A 22061-nucleotide genomic window follows, 5' to 3' on the forward strand; every position below is an offset into this window, starting at 1 on the left:
AAATGGGGGCCTTTTGCGTCTGCTCGGCGTAAGAAGCGCTAAAGGGTCGCCAGGATCTCCCGGGCGAGGGCGGCCGTCTCGGACGGCGTCTTGCCCACTTTGACGCCGGCGGCTTCGAGGGCCTCCTTCTTGGCGGCCGCGGTGCCCGACGAACCCGACACGATGGCGCCCGCGTGGCCCATCGTTTTGCCCTCCGGCGCGGTGAACCCCGCGACGTAGCCGACGACCGGCTTGGACACGTTGGCCTTGATGAAGTCCGCGGCCCGCTCCTCGGCGTCGCCGCCGATCTCGCCGATCATCACGATCAGCTTGGTGTCCGGGTCCTTCTCGAACGCCTCGATCGCATCGATGTGCGTGGTGCCGATCACCGGGTCGCCGCCGATGCCGATCGACGTGGTGAACCCGAAATCGCGCAGCTCGTACATCATTTGATAGGTCAGCGTGCCGGACTTGGACACCAGCCCGACGGGCCCCGGGCCGGTGATGTTGGCCGGCGTGATGCCGACCAGCGCCTGGCCGGGGCTGATGATGCCCGGGCAGTTGGGGCCGATGATCCGGGTCTTGGGCCCGTTCGCCCCGCCTTTCTCTAGGTTGTAGGCCCAGAAGTAGGCGCTGTCCTGCACCGGAATGCCCTCGGTGATGACGACCAGCAACGGGATCTCGGCGTCGATCGCCTCGATAACCGCATCCTTGGAGAACTTCGGCGGCACGAAGGCGATCGAGACGTCGGCGCCGGTCTCCTTCATCGCCTCGGCGACGCTGCCGAACACCGGCAGCTTGATGACGCGGCCGCCCTTGTCCTCGTGGGTGACGGTGGTGCCGGCCTTGCGGGCGTTGACACCGCCGACGATCTGCGTGCCCGCCTTCAGCATCCGGGCGGTGTGCACGGTGGCCTCACTGCCGGTGATGCCCTGCACGATGACCTTGTTGTCCTTGGTCAGGAAGATAGCCATTTTGCTGCCAGTCCTTTCTTAGGCGCTCGCCAGCTCGGCGGCCTTGTCGGCAGCCTCGTCCATCGTCGGTACCAGCGTCACCAGCGGATGGTTGGCCTCGGCCAGGATGCGGCGGCCCTCCTCGACGTTGTTGCCGTCGAGCCGCACCACCAGTGGCTTGTTCGCCTCGTCGCCAAGGATCTCCAGCGCCTTGACGATCCCGGTGGCCACCGCGTCACACGAGGTGATACCGCCGAAGACGTTCACGAACACGCTCTTGACCTGCGGGTCGCCCAGGATCACGTCGAGCCCGGCGGCCATCACCTCCGCGGAGGCGCCACCGCCGATGTCGAGGAAGTTGGCCGGCTTGACGCCGCCGTGGGCCTCACCGGCGTAGGCGACGACGTCCAGCGTCGACATCACCAGGCCCGCGCCGTTGCCGATGATGCCCACCGAGCCGTCGAGCTTGACGTAGTTGAGGTCGTGCTCCTTGGCCTTGAGCTCCAGCGGATCCGTCGCCTCGCGGTCCTCGAACTCGGCGTGCTCGGGATGCCGGAAGTCGGCGTTGCCGTCCAGCGTGACCTTGCCGTCCAGCGCCAGGATCTGGTCGTCAGGGGTGCGCACCAGCGGGTTGACCTCGACCAGCGTCGCGTCCTCCGCGACGAACAGCTCCCACAGCTTCGAGATGGTGACCGCCGCGGCGTCGAGCACCTCGGCCGGCAGGTGGCCCTGCTCGGCGATCGAGCGGGCGGTCGCCAGGTCGACGCCCTTGACGGCGCTCACCGGGACCTTGGCCAGCCGGTCCGGCTTGGTGGCGGCCACCTCTTCGATCTCCATGCCGCCCTCCACCGAGCACATCGCGAGGTAGGTGCGGTTGGCGCGGTCGAGCAGGAAGGAGATGTAGTACTCCTCGGCGATGTCGCTGGCCTCGGCGACCAGCAACTTCTTGACGACGTGGCCCTTGATGTCCAGGCCCAGGATGTTCTTCGCGTGCTCGTAGGCGTCCTCGGGGGTGGCGGCGTACTTCACGCCCCCCGCCTTGCCGCGGCCACCGATCTTGACCTGGGCTTTGACCATCACTGGACGACCGATCTCCTCGGCGATGGCCTTGGCGCCCTCGGGGGTGTCCGTCACCCGTCCGGGCGTGCTGGGAACGTTGTGCTTGGCGAACAGTTCTTTCGCTTGATACTCGAAAAGATCCATTGGGCTCACTGCCTCTTTGCTTGGCCTACACGGATGCGGCGCCGAACACGGCGACGCGCACGGTGGAACTGTATCCACCCGCCCAATCGCGTTTGCCCCCGGGCGTCCCACCGTATTTACTGTTGTGACACAGCTCACCTGGCACTCGCAGATTTCAAACGTGATCCAGATCACAATCCCCGGCTGATCCCGACCGCGGGTTGCCAGCGCCGTACGTCAGCGGATACCGTCTCAGGGTCCAGATAACGTTCAGGTCACGATCCGAGGACATTTCAGGTTGCCCCAGCACCGATTCGCTCGTTCCCGCGTTGCTGCCGCAGCAGGACGCACCGCCCGCGACGGCTGGTTGCCCCTCAATCAGAACGAAGTCACCGAGATCATTCCGCTCGACGGCTTCGATTTCGACGACCTTGAGGATCTCCACGACCTCTACGACTCCGAGTTCAGCGACCTGGAATTGGACGCGGACTTCGCCGTCGACAACGAAGCCCGGGTGCTGCGGGCACCCGAGCTCGACGATCTGCACGACGTCGACAACCTGACTCCCGAGTGGCTGAACGCCGCCCAGACCACCGTGCTGGCCCGCGTGTCGGTGGACACCGACGCCGAGCCACGCCACTACCGCACGCCCGCTCCGGACGTGCGAGTACCCAAGCGCGGCGGACAGCACCGCAAGGAGCCGACGAGCGCGGCCAAGGGCCGTCTGCTGATCTCGGCGATGGCCGCCGGCGCGGCCGCCGCGGCCGGCCACGTGGCCCTCAGCCACGGCGACACCGCCAAGACCGAGACCGTGCTGACCGCCAACGCGTCGTCGCTGGTCGGCGGGTCGGGCAACAACGCGCCCCGCGGCGTGCAGGTGGTTGCGGCGCGGCCGGCGGCGAACGCCGCGACGCACAACGAGGAACTCGCCAAGGGCATGGCGTTCGCCCAGGAGCGCGCGCAGCGTGAGGCTCGCCTGCAGCAGCCGCTCTACGTGATGCCGACGAAGGGCATTTTCACCTCGAACTTCGGGTACCGATGGGGTGTGCTGCACGCGGGGATCGACCTGGCCAACTCGATCGGGACACCGATTTACGCGGTATCCGACGGGGTCGTGATCGATGCCGGGCCCACCGCGGGTTACGGCATGTGGGTCAAGCTGCGTCACGCCGACGGCACCGTCACGCTCTATGGTCACGTCAACACCACGCTGGTCAGCGTCGGCGAGCGGGTGATGGCGGGCGACCAGATCGCCACCATGGGCAATCGGGGCTTCTCCACCGGCCCGCACCTGCACTTCGAGGTGCTGCTGGGCGGCAGCGAGCGCGTCGACCCCGTGCCGTGGTTGGCCAAGCGCGGACTGAACGTCGGCAACTACAGCGGTTGAGCCGTTGACCGCGCCCAACGACCCACCTCCTGGCGCACCACCGACCGGCCCCACCCCGTCTCCCGAGTCACGGGGCCGGATCATTCGGCGCGCACCGACCGGCCCGATGCCGGTGATCCCCGAGGCCCCTACCACCCACATTCCGCCGCCGCGCCTGCCGCCGCCGCGGGTCGACGAGCCGAGCGCCGGCACCGCCGTCGCCGCCTGCGCGGTCAGCTTCGTCAGCGGATGGGCCACGTCGGTGGTGGCCACCGACCTCATCGCCGGGTGGTGGCGGACCGACCGGCTGTTCTGCATCGCGGTGGGGTTTCTGGCGCTGGTGTTCGCGCTGGCAACCGTCTCCGGGGTGATCGAGCTGCTGCTGCATCGGCCCCTCGGGCGCTGGTTGATCGTGCTGGGCGCGCTGGTGGCGTTGCTGACCTACGGCGGCGTGTTCATCGCGGGCGCGCGGGTGGCGTGGGTGGTGCATACCCTGCCGGTGCTGCCGCTGGCCAGCATTGTGTTGGCGCTGCATCCCCGGACCAAGCGCTGGCTGCTGGGGTAGGTCTCGGCGGGCGCTCGTCCAACGTCCGGCCAGCTTCACGCTCGACGCCGAATGCGCGGCTGCCTGCACACTGGACGCCGGGAGGCGCGGGACGCCTAGGCGCTACAGCTTGGCGACGGGCGCATGGTTGTGCATCAGCTTCACCCGCCCGGAGCTGCCGAAGTCGATCAGCGACATCGCCGATTCGCCGACGCCGGAAACCTCCTCGACGCGGCCCAGGCCGTACTTGTCGTGGGTCACCCGATCGCCCGGCTCCAACACCAGCAGCGGCCGCTTGCCGGCCCCGGGCCGCGTCGGCGACGGGCGCGCTGCCCCGCCGAACCGCCCGGCGCCGCTGACCGGCGCGCTGTACGAGGGCTTCGGCGCCGTACGCCGCCAGTCGAGGAGATGCTGCGGAATCTCGCGCAGGAAGCGGGATTCCGGGTTGAGCATCGGCTGACCCCACGACGACCGGACGATGGCGCGGGTCAGATACAGCCGCTGGCGCGCCCTGGTGATGCCGACGTAGGCCAGCCGCCGCTCCTCGGACAGCTCGGCCGGGTCGTCCAGCGCGCGCATGTGGGGGAACATGCCGTCCTCCCAGCCGGTGACGAACACGATTGGGAACTCCAGCCCCTTCGCCGTGTGCAGGGTCATCAGCGTGACCACACCGGTGCCGTGCTCGGGGATCTCGTCGGTGTCGGAGACCAGCGACACCCGCTCCAGAAACGCCGCCAGAGCGCCCGTGTCCGGCACGTCCTCGTCGGCCACGTCCTCGTCTTCCAGCGCGGCCGCGTTCGCTTGATCGATGCTGAATTCGTGTGCGACGCTGACCAATTCGTTGAGGTTGTCCAGCCGGGCCAGCTCCTGCGGATCGGTCGAGGACTCCAGTTCCCGACGATAGCCGGTGCGGTCGAGCACCGACTCCACCAAGTCGCCGAGGTCGTCATCGAGGCGCCCGCGCAGCTCGTCGAGCAGCTCGACGAAACCGGCGATCGCCTTCTCCGCGCGGGTGTTGAGCATCGGCACCTTGCCGGCCGCCGCGGCGACCAGTGCGTCGGCAAACGACGCGCCGGTGTTCTCGGCGTACACGGCGACGCACGCCTCGGCGCGGTCACCGATGCCGCGGCGCGGCGTGTTCAGGATGCGCCGCAGGCTCACCGCGTCGCCGGGGTTGTCCAGCACCCGCAGGTAGGCGACGATGTCGCGGATCTCCTTGCGCTCGTAGAAGCGCACTCCCCCGACGACCTTGTACGGAATCCCGGCGCGGATGAACACCTCTTCCAGCGACCGCGACGAGTTGTTGGTCCGGTAGAACACGGCGACGTCGTTGTAGGTGATGTCGCCGCGCTCGGCCAACGCGTCGATCTCCTGGGCGACGAACCTGGCCTCGTCGTGCTCGTTGTCGGCGACGTAGCCGACGATCAGCTCCCCGTCACCGGCGTCGGTCCACAGCCGCTTCTCGCGCCGCCCGGCGTTGCGCGAGATCACCGAGTTGGCCGCCGACAGGATGTTCTGCGTGGAGCGGTAATTCTGTTCCAGCAGAATGGTCGTGGCGTCGGGATAGTCGCGCTCGAAGTCCACGATGTTGCGGATGGTGGCGCCGCGGAACGCGTAGATCGACTGGTCGGCGTCGCCGACGACGCACAGCTCGGCCGGCGGAACGTCGTCGTCAGTGCCGTGCCCGACCAACTCCCGCACCAGCACGTATTGCGCATGGTTGGTGTCCTGGTACTCGTCGACCAGCACGTGCCGGAACCGCCGCCGGTAGTACTGGGCGATCTCCGGGAAGGCCTGCAGCACCGCGACCGTCTCGCCGATCAGGTCGTCGAAGTCCAGCGCGTTCGCCGCCCGCAGCCGCCGCTGGTATTCGCCGAACACGGACGCGACGGTGCGGGCCAGGTCGTCGGACTCGTCGGTCAGGTTCGACACCGCCTGGTGGGGGTCGATCAGCTCGTTCTTCAGGTTGGAGATCGCGTTGGACAGCAGCCGCGGCGAATACCGCTTGATGTCCAGGCCCATGTCGCGGCCGATCATCTGCAGCAGCCGCCGCGAATCGTCGGCGTCGTAGATCGAGAAGTTGGAGTTCAGGCCCTCGATCAGCGAGGCCTGGTTGCGCAGGATCCGCACGCACGACGAGTGAAACGTCGACACCCACATGTACCGGGCCCGCGGGCCGACCAGGCGCACCACACGCTCGCGCATCTCCGCGGCGGCCTTGTTGGTGAACGTGATGGCCAGGATCTGCCCGACGCCGACGCCGCGCGCGGCTATCAGGTAGGCGATGCGCCGCGTCAGCACCGCGGTCTTGCCCGACCCGGCGCCGGCGACGATCAGCAGCGGCGAACCCTCATGCACCACCGCCTGGCGCTGCTGCGGGTTGAGGCCCTCGAGCAGCCGGTCCGCGTCAGCTGGAGTTTGACGCTCCGCGTCGGGCCGGAAACTGGCATCCGTTGTGTGCACACTCATGTCCGTCCAAACTTACCGCCGCCCGGCGACAAGGGCTGGTCGGGCCAGCCTCACCCGGTTCAGCGACGGAACACACCTGATACGTGGTCGGCCGCCTGGAACCACCCGGAGCTGAAGCTACCGGTGTTTCCAAAGCCCGAGCTCAGCGCGCCCACATCGCCGTTGCCGTTCCCGAAGCCGGCGTTTCCGCCGCCGGTGTTGAAGAAGCCGGTGTTCTCGTCGGCGTAGTCGCCGCCGGCATTGCCGACGCCGGTGTTGTCCATGCCCCGGTTCCAGATGCCGGTGTCGAAGCTGCCCGTGTTGGCGAAGCCCTCGTTGTTGTGGCCCACGTTGGAGAAGCCCGAATTGTCGTTGCCTACGTTCGCGCGGCCGGAATTACCGATGCCGTTGTTGAGGAATCCGGAATTTCCGCTGCCCGTGTTTCCCACGCCGGAGTTCTGCTCCGTGGTGCTACCCGAGCTGCCAAATCCGGTGTTGATGCTGCCGGAGTTCCACCAGCCGGTGTTCTGGTCGCCGTAATTGCCGAACCCGGTGTTCACGAAGCCCGAATTCGACCACCCCGTGTTCGCGCTACCCGAGTTGAACGAGCCGGTGTTTCCGCCATGCGCGTGCTCACCGCCGGAGTTGAAATAGCCCGTGTTGGCAACGCCCGAGTTGAAGCTACCCAGGTTCCCGTCACCCGAGTTGAAGCTGCCCGTGTTGAACCCGTCCCCGTTACCGACGCCCACATTCCAGTTACCCCCATTCCCCAGGCCCGTGTTGACGTGGCCTGAATTCCAGAGGCCCGTGTTGGTGTAGCCGGAGTTCCAGGAACCGGTGTTGGTATGGCCCGAATTCGCGAAGCCGGTGTTGCCGGCGCCCGAGTTGAAGAGGCCGACGTTTCCGTCGCCCGAGTTGAAGAAACCGATGTTGTTGTTACCCGAGTTGAACAAGCCGACGTTTCCCGTGCCCCCGTTGAGACCGCTCAGGTTGATCCCCACCTGGTTGCTGCCTTGCAGACCGATCCCGAAATCATTGCTGCCGTTATTTCCGAAACCAACGTTGTTGTCGCCGCGGTTTCCGAAACCGATGTTGCCGTCGCCGAGATTGCCCATTCCGACGTTGTCGTCGCCCAGGTTCCCGCCGCCGACATTGCTGCTGCCGTGGTTCCCGCCGCCCACATTGGAGCTGCCGATATTGCCGCTGCCAAAGTTCTGGTTGCCGATATTGCCGCTGCCGGCGTTCATGCTGCCGTTGTTGCCGTTCCCGACGTTCTCGCTGCCCACGACGCTGTGCGTCGAGTTTCCGTTTCCGCTGCCCAGGTTGAAGCTGCCGAAGTTGCCACTGCCCAGGTTGCCGTTGCCGGTGTTGCCACTGCCCAGGTTGACGTTGCCGGTGTTGCCACCGCCCAGGTTGCCGTTGCCGGTGTTGCCGCTGCCCGCGTTGGCGTTGCCGGAGTTGCCGCTACCCAGGTTGGCGCTGCCGAAGTTGCCACCGCCCAGGTTCGTGTTGCCGACGTTGCCGCTGCCCACGTTGTAGCCGCCGGTGTTGCCGATGCCGAGGTTGGCCGCGCCCGGGGCGCCTATCGTCGTGCCGATATCGAGACCCACCCGACTGCCCACCTGCTGCAGCCATTGCCGCCAAGGAACCAGCTGCGCCGCGGCTGTCGACGCATCAGCGTGATAACCGACCATCGCGGACACATCCTGGGCCCAGATCCGCTCGTAGTCGGCCTCCGCGGCGGCGATCGCTGGGGCGTTGAGCCCCAACCAGTTCGACCGCACCAACGACGCCAGCTGCGAACGGTTGGCCGCCACCAGCAGCGGATGCACGGTTACGACCCGCGCCGACTCAAACGCAGCGGCCACCGCACGAGCCTGGCCGGCGGCCCCCGAAGCCTCGGCCGCCGCGGCGCCCAGCCATCCGGCGTAGGGCGCGGCCACCGCAGCCATCGCCGCCGACGCCGCACCCTGCCATGCGCCACCGACCAGCCCCGACGTCACCGAGTTGAATGCGGCCGCCGCCGAACCCAACTCGCCCGCGAGTTCGTCCCAAGCCGTCGCCGCCGCCAGCATCGGGCCCGAACCCGCACCGGTGAACATCCGCCACGACGTGATTTCGGGTGGCAACACCAAAAAACTCATCGACTCGGTCCTTCCCCGGACAACCTGTCTCGGAGTGCTCGACTGCCCCCGGCACCGCTGAGCTTATGGCCGTGGCGGACAACTCATTCAGGCTTTTGGCCAACTTCTCACCCGAGCCGGCAATGTTGATTCCGGTCGATTCCGGTCGATTCCGGTCGATTCCGGTCGATTCCGGCCGATTCCGGCCGCCGTCGGATGCCACCCAACCGCCGGCCATTTTTGCGCCCGCGCGGCCCTTAGTGGCACACTCTGGTTGTGCTCCACGTGCAGCCCCGATTTTTTTATGGGTACCCCCCTGCGGTGCCCGTGGTCTAGCTGCTTTCGCACAGCCCCGTGGTCCGCTTCCGGATTCGGGGCTTGTTTTCTGTGTGAGGCCTGACACCGGATGAGACCAGAACCCCCACAACACGAGAACGCGGAGTTAGCCGAGATGAATGCCGTACAGGCCCAAGAGACCGACATCGAAGAGCTGCGCTCGGAGATCGACCGGCTCGATGCCCAGATCCTCGCCGCGGTGAAGCGGCGAGCCGAAGTGTCGCAGGCGATCGGCAAGGTGCGGATGGCGTCGGGCGGCACCCGCCTGGTGCACAGCCGCGAGATGAAGGTGATCGAGCGCTACAGCGAACTCGGTCCCGAGGGTAAGGACCTCGCGATGCTGCTATTGCGATTGGGTCGCGGCCGGCTCGGTCACTAAAGGATTACTTCTGCAGCCGGACTCTGCCGCTGTCGGCGTTGCTGCGGTAAATTTCCGCCGGAATGATTACGGCAGATCCAGCTGCGATTTCGCATGTGCGCCGGCTGATGTTGACATCAGCGGCAGCGGTGCTCGTTCTGCTCGGCGGAGCGTCCGCACGGCCGCCGACCTCGTCGGCGTGGTCGCGGCAGACCGCGACGATCGAATACCTGATGGTGCCGTCGCCGTCGATGAACCGTCAGGTCAAAGTGGAGTTCCAAGACGGCGGACCGCACGCCGTGTATTTGCTCGACGGCATGCTCGCCCGCGACGATTTCAACGGCTGGGACATTCATACCGCCGCATTCGAGTGGTTCGCCGAATCCGGCTTGTCACTCGTCATGCCGACGGGCGGAATGGCGAGTTTCTACTCCGACTGGTATCGGCCGGCCGTCGGCAACGGCGGTACGTGGACGTACAAGTGGGACACCTTCCTGACCCAGGAGTTGCCGGGATGGCTGGCCGCCAACAAGGGGATCACCCCCAGCGGCAATGCGGTGGTCGGCGCGTCGATGGCCGGGTCGGCGTCGTTGGTCCTGGCCGCCAAGCATCCGTCGAACTTCGTCTACGCGGCGTCGATGTCGGGTTTCCTGAATCTGTCCGCCGGGCAATGGCCTTCGCTGGTCAGTGCGGCGCAGCTGGGTGCCGGCGGTTTCCGCTCCGAAGCGATGTGGGGCCGGCCCGGCGATCCGGCGTGGGCCGCCAACGATCCGACGGTCAACGTGGCGCAGCTGGTGGCCAACAACACGCGCATCTGGGTTTACATGGGCAACGGCGGTCAGTCGCGGGATCTCGGCGGGGACACGAAGCTGGACGCCAGCCTGCTGGAAAGCGCGACGCGGATCAGCAACAAGGTCTTTCAGAAGCGCTACCTGGCCGCCGGCGGCACCAACGCCGTCTTCAACTTCCCCGACAACGGCACCCACACCTGGTCGTATTGGGGCACGCAACTGCAAGCCATGAAGCCGGACCTGCAGCGGGTTCTGGGCGCTGGTTAGCGGGCCGCACTAGGGTCGAAACCATGACCCAGACCTCGGTGCCGCCCATCTCCGACATCACCGCCACCCCGGCGTGGGACGCCCTGCGCAGTCATCACGAACAGATCGGGCAGACCCACCTGCGCCAGTTCTTCGCCGACGACCCCGCCCGCGGCCGCGAACTCACCCTGACGGTCGGGGACCTCTACATCGACTACAGCAAACACCGCGTCACCCGCGAGACCCTGCGACTGCTGGTCGACCTGGCCCGTGCGGCCCACTTGGAGGAGCGCCGCGACGCGATGTTCGCCGGTGCCCACATCAACACCTCCGAGGACCGTGCGGTGCTGCACACCGCGCTGCGGTTGCCCCGCCGCGCGGAGCTGACCGTCGACGGCCAGAACGTCGTCGCCGACGTGCACGATGTGCTGGACGCGATGGGCGACTTCACCGACCGGCTGCGCAACGGCGACTGGACCGGGGCCACCGGCGAGCGCATCAAGACCGTCGTCAACATCGGCATCGGCGGTTCGGATCTGGGGCCGGTGATGGTGTACCAGGCGCTGCGCCACTACGCCGACGCGGGGATCTCGGCGCGGTTCGTCTCCAACGTCGACCCTGCCGATCTGATCGCCACCCTGGCCGACTTGGAGCCCGCCACAACGCTTTTCATCGTCGCGTCCAAGACCTTCTCGACGCTGGAGACGCTGACCAACGCGACGGCCGCGCGGCGCTGGCTGACCTCGGAGTTGGGCGACTCCGCCGTGTCCAAGCATTTCGTCGCGGTGTCGACGAACAAGCGCCTGGTCGACGATTTCGGCATCAACACCGACAACATGTTCGGCTTCTGGGACTGGGTCGGCGGGCGCTACTCGGTGGACTCGGCGATCGGGCTGTCGGTGATGGCCGTCATCGGCCGCGAGGCCTTCGCCGACTTCCTGGCCGGCTTCCACATCGTCGACGAGCATTTCCGCACCGCCCCGCTGGAGTCGAATGCGCCTGCGCTGCTTGGCCTTATCGGCCTGTGGTATTCAGACTTCTTCGACGCGCAGTCGCGCGCGGTGCTGCCGTACTCGAACGACCTGGCCCGGTTCGCGGCCTATCTGCAGCAGCTGACGATGGAATCCAACGGCAAATCGACGCGGGCTGACGGCACGCCGGTGAGCACCGAGACCGGCGAAATCTTCTGGGGCGAGCCGGGAACCAACGGCCAGCACGCGTTCTACCAGCTGCTGCATCAGGGCACCCGACTGGTTCCGGCCGACTTCATCGGCTTTTCGCAGCCCCTTGACGACCTGCCGACCGTCGAGGGCACCGGCAGCATGCACGACCTGCTGATGAGCAACTTCTTCGCCCAGACGCAGGTGCTGGCGTTCGGCAAGACGGCCGAGGAGATCGCCGCCGAGGGCACGCCCGCCGACGTGGTGCCGCACAAGGTGATGCCCGGGAACCGGCCGACGACCTCGATCCTGGCAAACCGTTTGACGCCGTCGGTGCTGGGGCAGTTGATCGCGCTCTACGAGCATCAGGTGTTCACCGAGGGCGTGGTCTGGGGCATCGACTCCTTCGACCAGTGGGGCGTGGAGCTGGGCAAGACGCAGGCCAAGGCGCTGCTGCCGGTGATCACCGGTGACGCGTCGCCGGCCAAGCAGTCGGACAGCTCGACCGACGAGCTGGTCCGCCGGTACCGCGGTGAACGAGGACGCGCGATCTAGGAGTGGGGTTGCCGCGGCGCGCCGCGAGACCGGGCTGTCATTCTGTCCTCGGCCGGCGAGCATGTGCCGGTTTGCCCGCCTTCGCGCGACAGGCTGTCGCTGAAAGGCGGGCAAAACTCCAGATGCCGACTTTCTTGTGGCACCTGGGACTCGCGGATCCGACGCGGCGGCCCGGGCCATTTGAGCGGACCCGCGGGCAAGCGGCGGCAAACGTGAGCGCCCTACGCCCGCTGGACCGTGCCGTCGAGCGTGTGGTTGCCGGTCACCACCGCACGGGCAGTTCGGCCAGCCCGCCGAACAACATCTGTTCGCGCAGCGCCAACTCCTCCACCCCGACGGCCAACCGCATCGTCGGAAACCGAGAGGCGAGTTGGGACAGCACCGCACGCAATTGCATGCGGGCCAGTGGCGCACCGATGCAGTACCGGCCGCCGTGGCCGAACGTGAGATGACCCGATGCGCGGCGGGTGATGTCGACTTGGTCGGGGTCGGCGAACACCGCCGGGTCGTGGTTGGCCGCGCCGATGCTCATCAGCACCAGATCCCCGGCCCTGATCATGGCCCCGGCGACTTCGAAGTCGGTGCGCGCGTACCGCGGGAACAGGTCGGTGCTGCTGCCCGCGCGGAGGGTCTCCTCGACCGCATTCGCGGCCAACGCCGGGTCGCGGGCCAGCGCGCGCCACTGCTGAGGGTTGGCCAACAACAGCAACACGCCGAATCCGATGTGGGGCACCGGCGCTCCGTGCCCGGCCCACAACAGGCCGGTCGCCAGGCGGGCGGCCTCGTCGTCGGAGACCCCCTCGGTCGCACACAACCGGGACACCACGTCGTCGCCGGGCGCGCGCCGCTTGAGGCGCACCAGCCGCAGGCTGTACGCGTGCAGCTGATCGAGGGCCTGTGCCGAAGCCGTGCCGGAGGCGTCGATGATCCACGCGCAAAACCCCTCGATGTCCTCGCGCGGCACGCCGAGCAGCTCGCATATCACCAACGCCGGCAGCGGCACAGCCACGGCGGCGCGCAGATCCGCCGGCGGCCCCTTCGCCGCAAGGTCGTCGAGCAGCCGAGCAGTCAGGGCATCGACGCGAAACTGCAATGAACGCAGGCGCTTTGGCGTGAAGTTCGGCTGCAGCAGGCTGCGCTTACGGGCGTGGTCGGCGCGCTCGGTGTCGAAGTTCGTCGTCGGTCCGCCCGAACCCGCCGACTCATACATCCGGGCCGCGGCGTCCGGATCGGGGTGGGCCACGCCGAGGCGGTCGTCGTCATAGAGCCGCAGCACCTCCGCATGACCGGTGACCAGCCACGCCGGATCGCCCGCCGGCGTGCGAACGCGGTGCACCACGCCGGTGCCCTGCAGCTCGCGCAGCGCGGGCGCGAACTGCAACGGATGCGCCCGCGCGAAGGGTAGCCGCGGCGGGGCGGAGGCAGCGGCCGGCCCGCCCGCCAAGTCGGACGTCAGCGCCAGCCGAACAGGTTCCGTTCCATGCCGTCGGCGTGCACGTTGCCGCCACCTTCCACCAACTCCACGACGTCGCCGAGCCGGACGATGGCGGGCGCCGCGGCGTCCTGGGTGTCCTGGTCGGCCGGTGCCGCGCTCGAACGGTTTCTGCGGAAGATCGCCATCTGACGACCCCTTCCATATACAAGCGAACTTCATCGGATAGCCACTAAGACTACGTCGAAATGCCACAGATTACCGCTGCCTGATCAGAGCTGATTTTCCCGCTGCCGCAGCCAGATTTCCAGGCTGACGGCCGCGTCGAACGCCGCCGACGACGGCATGACGCCGAACTGTGCGGCCTGCACCGCGGAGCGCCAGGCGGCCAGTTCGACGTAGCCGCGTTGCGCGATCAGCGGTCGGTCGGTCAACAGCCGGTAGACGTCGCGGTTGGCCCGCAGCCCGTGGTAGATGGCTTGCGCGGGACCGGTTTTGGTGCGCCGGGCACGGATCTGCTCTGGCAGGATCCCGGCCAGAGCGCGCCGTTGCAGCAACCGGTCCTGCCCCGCAATGGCCTGCTGCTCAGGCGGCAACGAGTACATGAACTCCACCAACGGCCGATACAGCAGCGGATAGCGCCACCGGGCCGCCGTGGTGTTCTGCCCCCAGGATTGGCCGGCGCTGGCGGCCATCCGCCAAATCTGTTCGTAGTAGGCCTGACCGCGCACGGTCGGCAGGCGCGGAGTGGGCGCGCCGACGGGGCCGTCACCCGCCCCGGTTCGGCGCAGCAGGTCGGGGCACACCCACGCCGGCCGCCGGTCGGCCCCCGCGGACTGATAGCGGATCACATCGCCGCGCAGATAATTCCACGCGGGAAGCACCGCGCTGTTCACCACCCGGTGGGTCAGGGAACGTTTGCCGCTCGGTGACCAGTGCGCGACCTGGCGCACCGCGGCGGCGAGCCGCAGGCGCCGAAACCAGTCCGCGGCATCAAGCGGGTGATCGATTTCCGCGAAGAGCACCTGGTCCCCACCGAAACCGGACAGCAACACACCCACGCCGTGTGCGCGCAACAACGCCTCGTATTCGCGGAAGATCGGCCACGTGAGGTGGAGTCGGCTCGGCTCCTCGATGTTGCGGTCGGGCAGCACCGAAAACGGTTGGTGCTTATCGCCGTCGATCAGCTGCCCGCGAAGCCGCTTCTCCCTCCGCACGATCCGAATCCAGGAAAGTTCGTCGGACGTCGTGGACACCGGATAGACGACCGACAGGGTCGCGAAATCCTCGACGCCGACGTCTCGCGCCAGGCACGAGATGGTCGACGAGTCCAGCCCGCCGGACAGTTCCGACCACGTCCGCCCGTCGGCCGCGGTGCTCACCGCCGCACGCGCCAGCTGGCGGAACCGTTCGTCGTAGTCGCGGGGATCGGGGCAGCGCAGCCCGGGGATGTCGCCCAGCGACCACGTCTGCAGCTCCCTGCCGCCGGACGCACGGTAGCGCAGGGTGCGGCCCACCCCGAGCCGACGGACGTCGCGATAGATGGTGCGCTCATCCAGGCACTCACCATGCAGCAGGAACTCGGCGATGTACCCGTCGTCGACATCCGGCCACGCCAGCAGCCTCGCCAGCAGCGACAGGTGCGAGCCGAAGAAGACCGTGTGTCCCCGCACCGCGTAATACAGCGGCACCACGCCCAGTGCGTCGTGCGTCAACACCAGCGACTCCGTCGCGGGATCCCAGACGACCAACGCGTATTCGCCGAGCAGATGCGCCTGCATGGCCGTGCCCCAGCACCGATACGCCGGTGCGATCAATCCGTCGTCGGGGGTCGACGGCGCGAGTCCCAACTCCGCGAGCATCGTGGCGCGATTCGCCACGAAGCCACGCCACCACACGCGGCAACCATCGTCGGGAGCCGGTGCAGACATATCGACCGACCCGGCGAACCCCTGGCCGACGGCGGTCACGGCGACATCGTGGCGATCGGGGTGTAGTCGCGGATATCGGCGGGCCGATCCACGATCGGCACGCCGTCGCATTCGACCCACGCGTGCGCGCCGAACACCGGATACCGCCGGGCGCCGATGCGATGCACGACGGGCAGGCCCAGGCCACGCATAAACCCGTACAGCGCAAGCGATCTGGGCAGGCAGTCGTTGGGGGCGCGGCGCCGCAGGTAAAAGTTCTCCGCCCGCACGTACGCGGCCACCGCCACGTCGACTGCCGCGACACCACCGGGTCGCACGCCCGCCCGCTCCAGCCGCTGATAGACGGTGCCGAAGTCGTGCCGCCGCAACGCGATGTCCACGCGCAGCATCCACAGCCAGGCCCGCAGGGCGAGTAACGACCCGCCGTGCGCCCGGCGCGCTCGCTCGACGCGGTACAGCGTCGATGGCTGATCGGAAATCAGGAACCCGCGCGCCGCGCAACCGGCGACGAATTCGTCGAGCAGGCCCGACAGGCGTCGCGCCGACTCATCTCCGGCGCCCAGCACGGCCTTGGCGGCGGCCACCGAGCCTCGCGCGGCACGCAATTCACGTAACAGGTGCGATGCGTCGTCGTCCAGAAAGTAGAACGCCGACGTCGACAGATCCATCACCAACGTGAGCCCGTCGACGTCGGCCATCCGCACCTGCGGCGAGACCACCAGCGGCACGTCGGTGGCCGGTTCGGGCGCGGAATTGCGTCCCATAGTTAATCCCATTGCCGCGGAACGCCTTTACCGGCGGCACCGGCGGGTGACTCGCATCGGAGAACGCCCCCTCTCGCGCAGCGGAACTTCATCGACCGGCTGCTGAGCCTACCGGCAAATTCGGCGGACCGGGGCCGCGCGGAAAAAACGTGACGCCGCGACCTCGTATGCGACAGTTACCGAATGCTGCTGGCACTGCTGCGCGAGTACGTTCGGCCGTACCGCCTGCTGGTGGTCGCGGTGCTGGCGCTACAGCTGATCGGCAGCCTGGCGTCGCTGTACCTGCCCACCATCAACGCAGCGATCGTCGACGACGGCGTCGTCCGCGGCGACACCTCCACGATCATGCGGCTCGGCGCGTTGATGCTCGCGGTGACCGGGCTGCAAGTGGTGTGCGCGATCGGCGCCGTGTACTTCGGCGCCCGCACCGGAACCCGGTTCGGCCGCGACCTGCGCGCAGCGGTGTTCCGCCACGTCACGACCTTCTCCGCACACGAAGTCAGCGGGTTCGGCACGCCATCGCTGCTGACCCGCACCACCAACGACGTCCACCAGATCGAGTCGCTGCTGCAGATGACGTCCAGCCTGCTGGTCACCGCGCCCATGGTATGCATCGGCGGAATTTTCATGGCGATCCATCAGGACGCCGGCCTGTCCTGGCTGCTGCTCGTCAGCGTTCCGCTGCTGGGCTTGATCAACTACGCGATCGTGGTGCGAATGCTGCCGATCGTTCGCAGCATCCAGGGGCTGATCGACGACATCAACCGCGTGATGCGTGAGCAGCTGACGGGCGTGCGGGTGATCCGGGCGTTCGCACGCGAGCCGTTCGAGCGCGACCGATTCGCCAAGGCCAATCTCGCGCTGTCGAGCAGTACGCTGGCCGCCGATAACTGGCAGGCGCTGATGTTGCCGATGACCACCTTGATCATCAACTGCTCCAGCGTCGCGGTGGTCTGGTTCGGCGGCCACCGGATCTACGGCGGTCACATGCAGGTCGGCTCGCTGATCGCGTTCATGTCCTACTTCACCCAGATCCTGATGGCCGTATTGCTGGCGACGACGGCGCTGATGGTGCTGCCGCGGGCCGCCTTGTGCGCCGAACGGATCACCGAAGTGCTGTCCACCTCGCCGGCGGTGTCCGATCCCCCGCACCTCGCACGATCTGCCGCGCCCATCGACGGTGTCGTCCGGTTGCGCCGGGTGACCTTTCGTCACCGCAACGCCGAACACCCGGTACTGCAAGATGTCTCACTGACCGCACGGCCCGGGACGACGACGGCCGTGGTCGGCGGCACCGGTTCGGGGAAGTCCAGCCTGCTGGCGCTGATCGGACGGCTCGACGACGTGACCGATGGCACTGTGCTGATCGACGGCGTCGACGTGCGCGACTACGAAACCGAGTGCCTGTGGTCGAGCATCGGGCTGGTGCCCCAGCGCGGCTATCTGTTTTCGGGCACCGTCGCAGACAACCTCCGCTACGGCGCAAGCCCCGGACAGGTGGTCACGGATGAGGACATGTGGGAGGCGCTGCGGGTTGCCGATGCCGAGGGGTTCGTGCGCGCCCACGCCGACGGACTGCGGATGCCGGTTGCGCAGGGCGGCAACAACTTTTCCGGCGGTCAGCGGCAACGGCTGGCCATCGCCCGGGCGGTGATCCGCCGCCCGCCCATATACCTGTTCGACGACGCCTTCTCCGCGCTCGACGTGCACACGGACGCGAAAGTCCTTGCGGCACTGCGAGAGATATGTGCCGGTGCGACGGTGATCATGGTGGCCCAACGGATATCGACCGCGTCCAAGGCCGACCGGATCGTCGTCATCGACGACGGACGAATCGTCGGCAGCGGGACCCACGAGACGTTGCTGGCGACGTGCCCGACATACGCCGAGTTCGCCGATTCGCAGTCGCTGGGCGTCGAACTCGAGGACCGGCAATGACCGCGCCGATCCGTGGCGTAATGCATCCGCCTGCGCAGCGTTCGGTCGACTTCGGCAGTTCGGTCGTTCGGCTGATCAGACTTCTCGCGCCGCAACGCGGGCGGAGCGTGGCGGTGCTGATGCTGGGCGTGGCCGGCACGGCGATCGGGGTGATCGTGCCAAGAATCCTCGGGCACGCCACGGACCTGCTTTTCGGCGGCGTGATCGGGCGCGGCCTGCCCAGCGGCATCACGAAGGATCAGGCGGTCGCGGCCGCGCGACTGCGGGGGGACAACGGCTTTGCCGACGTGCTGTCGGGGATGGATGTGATCCCCGGCCGTGGCGTAGACTTTTCCGCGATCGGCCGCGTGCTGGCCCTGGCACTGGCCCTGTATGTGCTTTCCGCACTGCTGATTTGGGCACAGCGCTGGCTGGTCAACGTCACGGTGCAGCGAACGATGACGGCCCTGCGTTCGGCGGTCGAGTCCAAAGTGCACCGGCTGCCGTTGGCCTATTTCGACGGCCGGCAACGTGGCGAGGTGCTGAGCCGGGTCACCAACGACGTCGACAACATCCACACCTCGCTGTCGATGACCATCAGCCAGTTGCTCAACTCGGTGCTGGTGATCGTCGCGGTGCTGGTCATGATGATCACGATCGCGCCGGTGCTGGCGTTGGTCACGCTGCTCACGGTTTCGCTGTCGGTGGTGGCGACGCGCGCGATCGCCCGGCGCTCGCGACCCTTGTTCGCCGCGCAGTGGGCCGACACAGGACGGCTCACTGCGCACATCGAAGAGACCTACAGCGGCTTCCCGGTGGTCAAGGTGTTCGGACACCGCGCCAGCGCTTCAGAACGGTTTCGCGAGCTCAACGACGAACTGTGCCGCAGCAGTTTCGGCGGCCAGTTCGTCGCCGGTCTGGTGGCACCGGCGACGATGTTCGTCGGCAACCTCGGCTATGTCGTGGTCGCTGTCGCCGGTGGTCTTGCGGTGGCCGCCGGGCACATCACCGTGGGCGGCATCCAGGCATTCATTCAATATGTGCGGCAGTTCAATTCGCCGCTGATGCAGCTCGCGGCCATGTACAACGTCCTGCAGTCCGGCCTGGTCAGCGTCGAGCGGGTGTTCGAGCTGCTCGACGAAACCGAGGAGGGTGCGGCAACCGGGGAGGGCCCGTCGACTCCGAGCGGACGGGTCGAATTCCGGAACGTCAGCTTCGCCTACCGCCCCGGCACCGCGGTGATCGACGACGTATCGCTGGTCGCCGAGCCGGGCAGCACCGTCGCGATCGTCGGGCCGACCGGCGCCGGCAAGACCACGCTGGTGCATCTGCTGATGCGGTTCTACGACGTCGACTCCGGTGCGATCCTGGTCGACGGCGTCGACATCGCGACGGTGAGCCGACACTGGCTGCGTTCCCGCGTCGGCATGGTGCTCCAGGACACCTGGCTCTTCGACGGAACGATCGCGGAGAACATCGCCTACGGACGACCCGGAGCCAGCGAAGCGGAGGTGTACCAAGCCGCACGGTCGGCGTACGTCGACCGGTTTGTCCGCAACTTGCCCGAGGCGTACGACACGCGGGTCAGCGACGACGACGGCAGCATCAGCGCCGGCGAGAAGCAGCTGATCACGATCGCACGAGCCTTCATCGCCCGCCCCCAGGTGCTGATCCTGGACGAGGCCACGAGTTCGGTGGACAGCCGAACGGAGGCGCTGGTCAACCGCGCCACCCGTGAGCTTCGCCGCGACCGCACGAGTTTCATTATTGCGCATCGTCTTTCGACGATGCGGGATGCCGACTGCATCGTGGTGCTGGACGGCGGTCGGGTGGTCGAGCAGGGCAGCCACAGTGAGTTGATCGCACGCCGAGGCGCCTACTATGCGATGACGCGCCGCGGGTGAGACGCCGCGACGGGCCAGGCCCGGCAAGCCCGTACCTACGCCCCGACGGGGCGGCCCGTCAGCTCGGATCCGAGCCGCCGCACGAATGTGCGCAACCGCTCGGCCGTCGCGCTCCCCGGATCGCTGAGATGCAGCTGCAGCAATTCGCGGCCCGCGGCATGCAGGACGCGGGCGGTGTACTCCGGCTCGTGCAGCGTGGGGTTGTGCCGCAGCAGTTCACGGACGAAGAACTTGAGCACTACGGCCTGCGACTGGGCCAGACGCGCATACAACTCGGGCGGCGCGCCCTGCGGCGGAAACAGAAACAGCCGCCACGTCGCGGGGTGGGCATCAACGGCCGCCAGCACCCCGTCGAACGCCAGCACCAGCGACTGATCCTCACCGACAACCTCCAGCCCGGACGTCGCCTCGGCGAACTGCGCGCCTGCCCGCGCCGCCTCACGGTCGATCAGGGCGACGAACAGCCCCGCCGGGTCGCCGAACAGCTGATAGAGCAACGACCGATTGATGCCGGCGGCTCCGGCGATGCGGTTCGGTGTCGCCGCGTGAAATCCCTCAGCGTCGACGATCGCGTGCGTGACGTCGAGGATCTGATCACGCCGCCCCGAGGCCGTCATGCGTCGCCTGCCAGTCACACTTGACAGCATAACTAACACCTTGTGAGTATTGCTCACTAAGTGTTAGTTAGCGGGAGGTCGATATGGTCGCGTACTACCCCGAGCTCGCGAAACGGGTCCGAAGCCAGCGCGATCTGCAGCCCGCGCTCTACGGCGACTTCGACTTCGACCGGCAGCCGGATCGTCTGGCCACCGAGCCCGACGTCGACTCGGCGCTGCCCACCTGGGTCGCCGACCGCGCGCCGATCCTCGAAGACGACCGCGTCCTCGAGCTGATCAGCACGGCCACCATGCTCGGCGACGTCGTCGCCGATCCCTATGCGGCCCTGATGAATTCGCACAGCGTCAGCACTCTGATCGAGATGCTCAAGACGGCTTGCCGAGACGGCATCGACGCGGTGCCGGACGCACCGCCCGAGCTCCACGCGTTCATCGCCGCCATGGAAGCCACCCCGGAGTGGATCGACTTCGACCTGGTTCGTGAGGGCGCCCGGCAGGAGCGCATCCCCGCGGCGCTGCTCGCCCCCTTCATCACCCGCGGCGCCTTCATCGCGACGTTCACCAACACCTACGCCGCGCTGCCGATGGCCCTGACCGGCGCGCTGTCGGGCAAGCGGGCCGCCCGTCGGGTCAACGAGACGGCCAGCTTCTTCGCCGTCACCACCCTGCCCGGCGCGCTGGACCGCTACGGCCCCGGTTTCGAAGCCGCCGCGATGGTGCGGCTGATGCACTCGATGGTGCGCTACAACGCGCTGAAGAAGTCCGACAAATGGGACACGGCGATCTACGGCATGCCGGTGCCGCAGGTCGACCAGATGCCCGCCGGCATGATCGGCCAGTACCTGCTGGCCCGCAAGGCGCGCAAGGAGGGCCGCACGGAGTTCACCGCCGAGGAACGTGCCGTCGTCGAATTCGCCAGGTACCGTTGCTTTTTGCTTGGCCTGCCGGAGGAACTGCTGCCCTCCGAACCCGACGACATCATCCACGTCATGCACGCGCGTGCGGCGTTGCTGCGCCACGGATTCGACAGCGTCTGCCGCGAATTGGTCAGCGGCACAATGGCGGCCTACCTGCGTCCCAACACCACCCTGTTCGACCGGTGCGCGGACGCGGTCGAAAAGAGCTTCAGCAAACTCACTTTCGTCCGCGTGTTCTGCGGCGGTGACCGCGACGTCGCGGAGGCCATGGGCGTCTCGCTCGCGTCGACGGACCTGATCCGCGTCGCGCTCACCACGCCGTTCATCATCGGGCGTTTCACCGCCGTTCAGCAGGCCAGCCGCATCCCGGTGGTCAAAGACATCGCCGACGCGTACGTCATCGGGCTGCTCAAGCTCCGGCTGGCGACCTACGGCAAGCCCGAATTCACGTCCGACGCGGCCCACTACACCCCAGTGCCGCACTGACCGCCCCGCGAGCAGACGCAGGGTAAAGGCGAACATCGTCGGCGAGCGGTGC

17 protein-coding genes are annotated in these 22061 nt (G+C 67.6%); 8 read left to right on the forward strand and 9 right to left on the reverse strand.

The window, feature by feature from the left end; translation table 11 throughout:
• Window positions 1–38: 38 nt before the first annotated feature.
• Both sucD and sucC read right to left on the reverse strand, forming a co-directional pair.
• Complete coding sequence (gene sucD, locus AC5Y5V_RS29745; protein WP_499942509.1) at window positions 39–953, reverse strand: succinate--CoA ligase subunit alpha; 915 nt, start codon at window positions 951–953, stop codon at window positions 39–41.
• 18 nt (window positions 954–971) lie between these two features.
• Window positions 972–2135: an ADP-forming succinate--CoA ligase subunit beta gene (gene sucC / locus AC5Y5V_RS29750; protein ID WP_499942511.1), complete on the reverse strand. Its 1164-nt coding sequence runs from the start codon at window positions 2133–2135 to the stop codon at window positions 972–974.
• Window positions 2136–2412: 277 nt separating this feature from the next.
• Between sucC and AC5Y5V_RS29755 the strand changes: the two genes are divergently transcribed.
• Together AC5Y5V_RS29755 and AC5Y5V_RS29760 are read left to right on the forward strand one after the other, a co-directional pair.
• On the forward strand, window positions 2413–3501 hold the full coding sequence (locus AC5Y5V_RS29755) for a M23 family metallopeptidase (protein WP_499942512.1): 1089 nt from the start codon (window positions 2413–2415) through the stop codon (window positions 3499–3501).
• 4 nt (window positions 3502–3505) lie between these two features.
• Window positions 3506–4045, forward strand: coding sequence for a hypothetical protein (locus tag AC5Y5V_RS29760; RefSeq protein WP_499942514.1), 540 nt, complete (start codon window positions 3506–3508; stop codon window positions 4043–4045).
• Between the two features lie 102 nt (window positions 4046–4147).
• On the opposite strand, the gene pcrA is transcribed toward AC5Y5V_RS29760, so the two are convergent.
• Both pcrA and AC5Y5V_RS29770 read right to left on the reverse strand, forming a co-directional pair.
• Window positions 4148–6493, reverse strand: a complete 2346-nt coding sequence (gene pcrA, locus AC5Y5V_RS29765) for a DNA helicase PcrA (protein ID WP_499942516.1) — start codon at window positions 6491–6493, stop codon at window positions 4148–4150.
• Between the two features lie 59 nt (window positions 6494–6552).
• Entirely contained in the window at window positions 6553–8616 is a 2064-nt protein-coding gene (locus AC5Y5V_RS29770) for a PPE domain-containing protein (RefSeq protein WP_499942517.1), read from the reverse strand.
• A 385-nt stretch (window positions 8617–9001) separates the two neighbouring features.
• On the opposite strand from AC5Y5V_RS29770, the gene AC5Y5V_RS29775 reads away from it, so the two are divergent.
• From AC5Y5V_RS29775 to pgi, 3 genes are all read left to right on the forward strand, one after another.
• Window positions 9002–9310: a chorismate mutase gene (locus tag AC5Y5V_RS29775; RefSeq protein ID WP_499942518.1), complete on the forward strand. Its 309-nt coding sequence runs from the start codon at window positions 9002–9004 to the stop codon at window positions 9308–9310.
• Window positions 9311–9417: 107 nt separating this feature from the next.
• Window positions 9418–10347 (forward strand): esterase family protein, encoded by a 930-nt coding sequence (locus AC5Y5V_RS29780; RefSeq protein ID WP_499942519.1) that lies wholly within the window; start codon window positions 9418–9420, stop codon window positions 10345–10347.
• Between the two features lie 23 nt (window positions 10348–10370).
• Window positions 10371–12041, forward strand: coding sequence for a glucose-6-phosphate isomerase (gene pgi, locus AC5Y5V_RS29785; protein WP_499942521.1), 1671 nt, complete (start codon window positions 10371–10373; stop codon window positions 12039–12041).
• Window positions 12042–12303: 262 nt separating this feature from the next.
• Here the strand turns inward: pgi and AC5Y5V_RS29790 are convergent, their stop codons facing one another.
• From AC5Y5V_RS29790 to AC5Y5V_RS29805, 4 genes are all read right to left on the reverse strand, one after another.
• Complete coding sequence (locus tag AC5Y5V_RS29790; protein ID WP_499942522.1) at window positions 12304–13422, reverse strand: cytochrome P450; 1119 nt, start codon at window positions 13420–13422, stop codon at window positions 12304–12306.
• A gap of 71 nt (window positions 13423–13493) precedes the next feature.
• Window positions 13494–13661: a hypothetical protein gene (locus tag AC5Y5V_RS29795; protein WP_499942524.1), complete on the reverse strand. Its 168-nt coding sequence runs from the start codon at window positions 13659–13661 to the stop codon at window positions 13494–13496.
• Between the two features lie 84 nt (window positions 13662–13745).
• Window positions 13746–15443: an asparagine synthase-related protein gene (locus AC5Y5V_RS29800; protein WP_499942525.1), complete on the reverse strand. Its 1698-nt coding sequence runs from the start codon at window positions 15441–15443 to the stop codon at window positions 13746–13748.
• Window positions 15440–16168, reverse strand: a complete 729-nt coding sequence (locus AC5Y5V_RS29805; RefSeq protein ID WP_499942526.1) for a lasso peptide biosynthesis B2 protein — start codon at window positions 16166–16168, stop codon at window positions 15440–15442. Before AC5Y5V_RS29805 ends, AC5Y5V_RS29800 begins: the two co-directional genes overlap by 4 nt.
• A gap of 183 nt (window positions 16169–16351) precedes the next feature.
• On the opposite strand from AC5Y5V_RS29805, the gene AC5Y5V_RS29810 reads away from it, so the two are divergent.
• Both AC5Y5V_RS29810 and AC5Y5V_RS29815 read left to right on the forward strand, forming a co-directional pair.
• Window positions 16352–18106 (forward strand): ABC transporter ATP-binding protein, encoded by a 1755-nt coding sequence (locus AC5Y5V_RS29810; RefSeq protein WP_499942527.1) that lies wholly within the window; start codon window positions 16352–16354, stop codon window positions 18104–18106.
• Window positions 18103–19989, forward strand: a complete 1887-nt coding sequence (locus tag AC5Y5V_RS29815) for an ABC transporter ATP-binding protein (protein WP_499942529.1) — start codon at window positions 18103–18105, stop codon at window positions 19987–19989. Before AC5Y5V_RS29810 ends, AC5Y5V_RS29815 begins: the two co-directional genes overlap by 4 nt.
• 35 nt (window positions 19990–20024) lie before the next feature.
• On the opposite strand, the gene AC5Y5V_RS29820 is transcribed toward AC5Y5V_RS29815, so the two are convergent.
• On the reverse strand, window positions 20025–20606 hold the full coding sequence (locus AC5Y5V_RS29820) for a TetR/AcrR family transcriptional regulator (protein ID WP_499942537.1): 582 nt from the start codon (window positions 20604–20606) through the stop codon (window positions 20025–20027).
• An 83-nt stretch (window positions 20607–20689) separates the two neighbouring features.
• Here AC5Y5V_RS29820 and AC5Y5V_RS29825 point away from each other — a divergent pair, with 83 nt between their 5' ends.
• Window positions 20690–22009: an oxygenase MpaB family protein gene (locus AC5Y5V_RS29825; protein WP_499942530.1), complete on the forward strand. Its 1320-nt coding sequence runs from the start codon at window positions 20690–20692 to the stop codon at window positions 22007–22009.
• Window positions 22010–22061: the final 52 nt, after the last annotated feature.

Source organism: Mycobacterium sp. NGS68 (assembly GCF_059812195.1).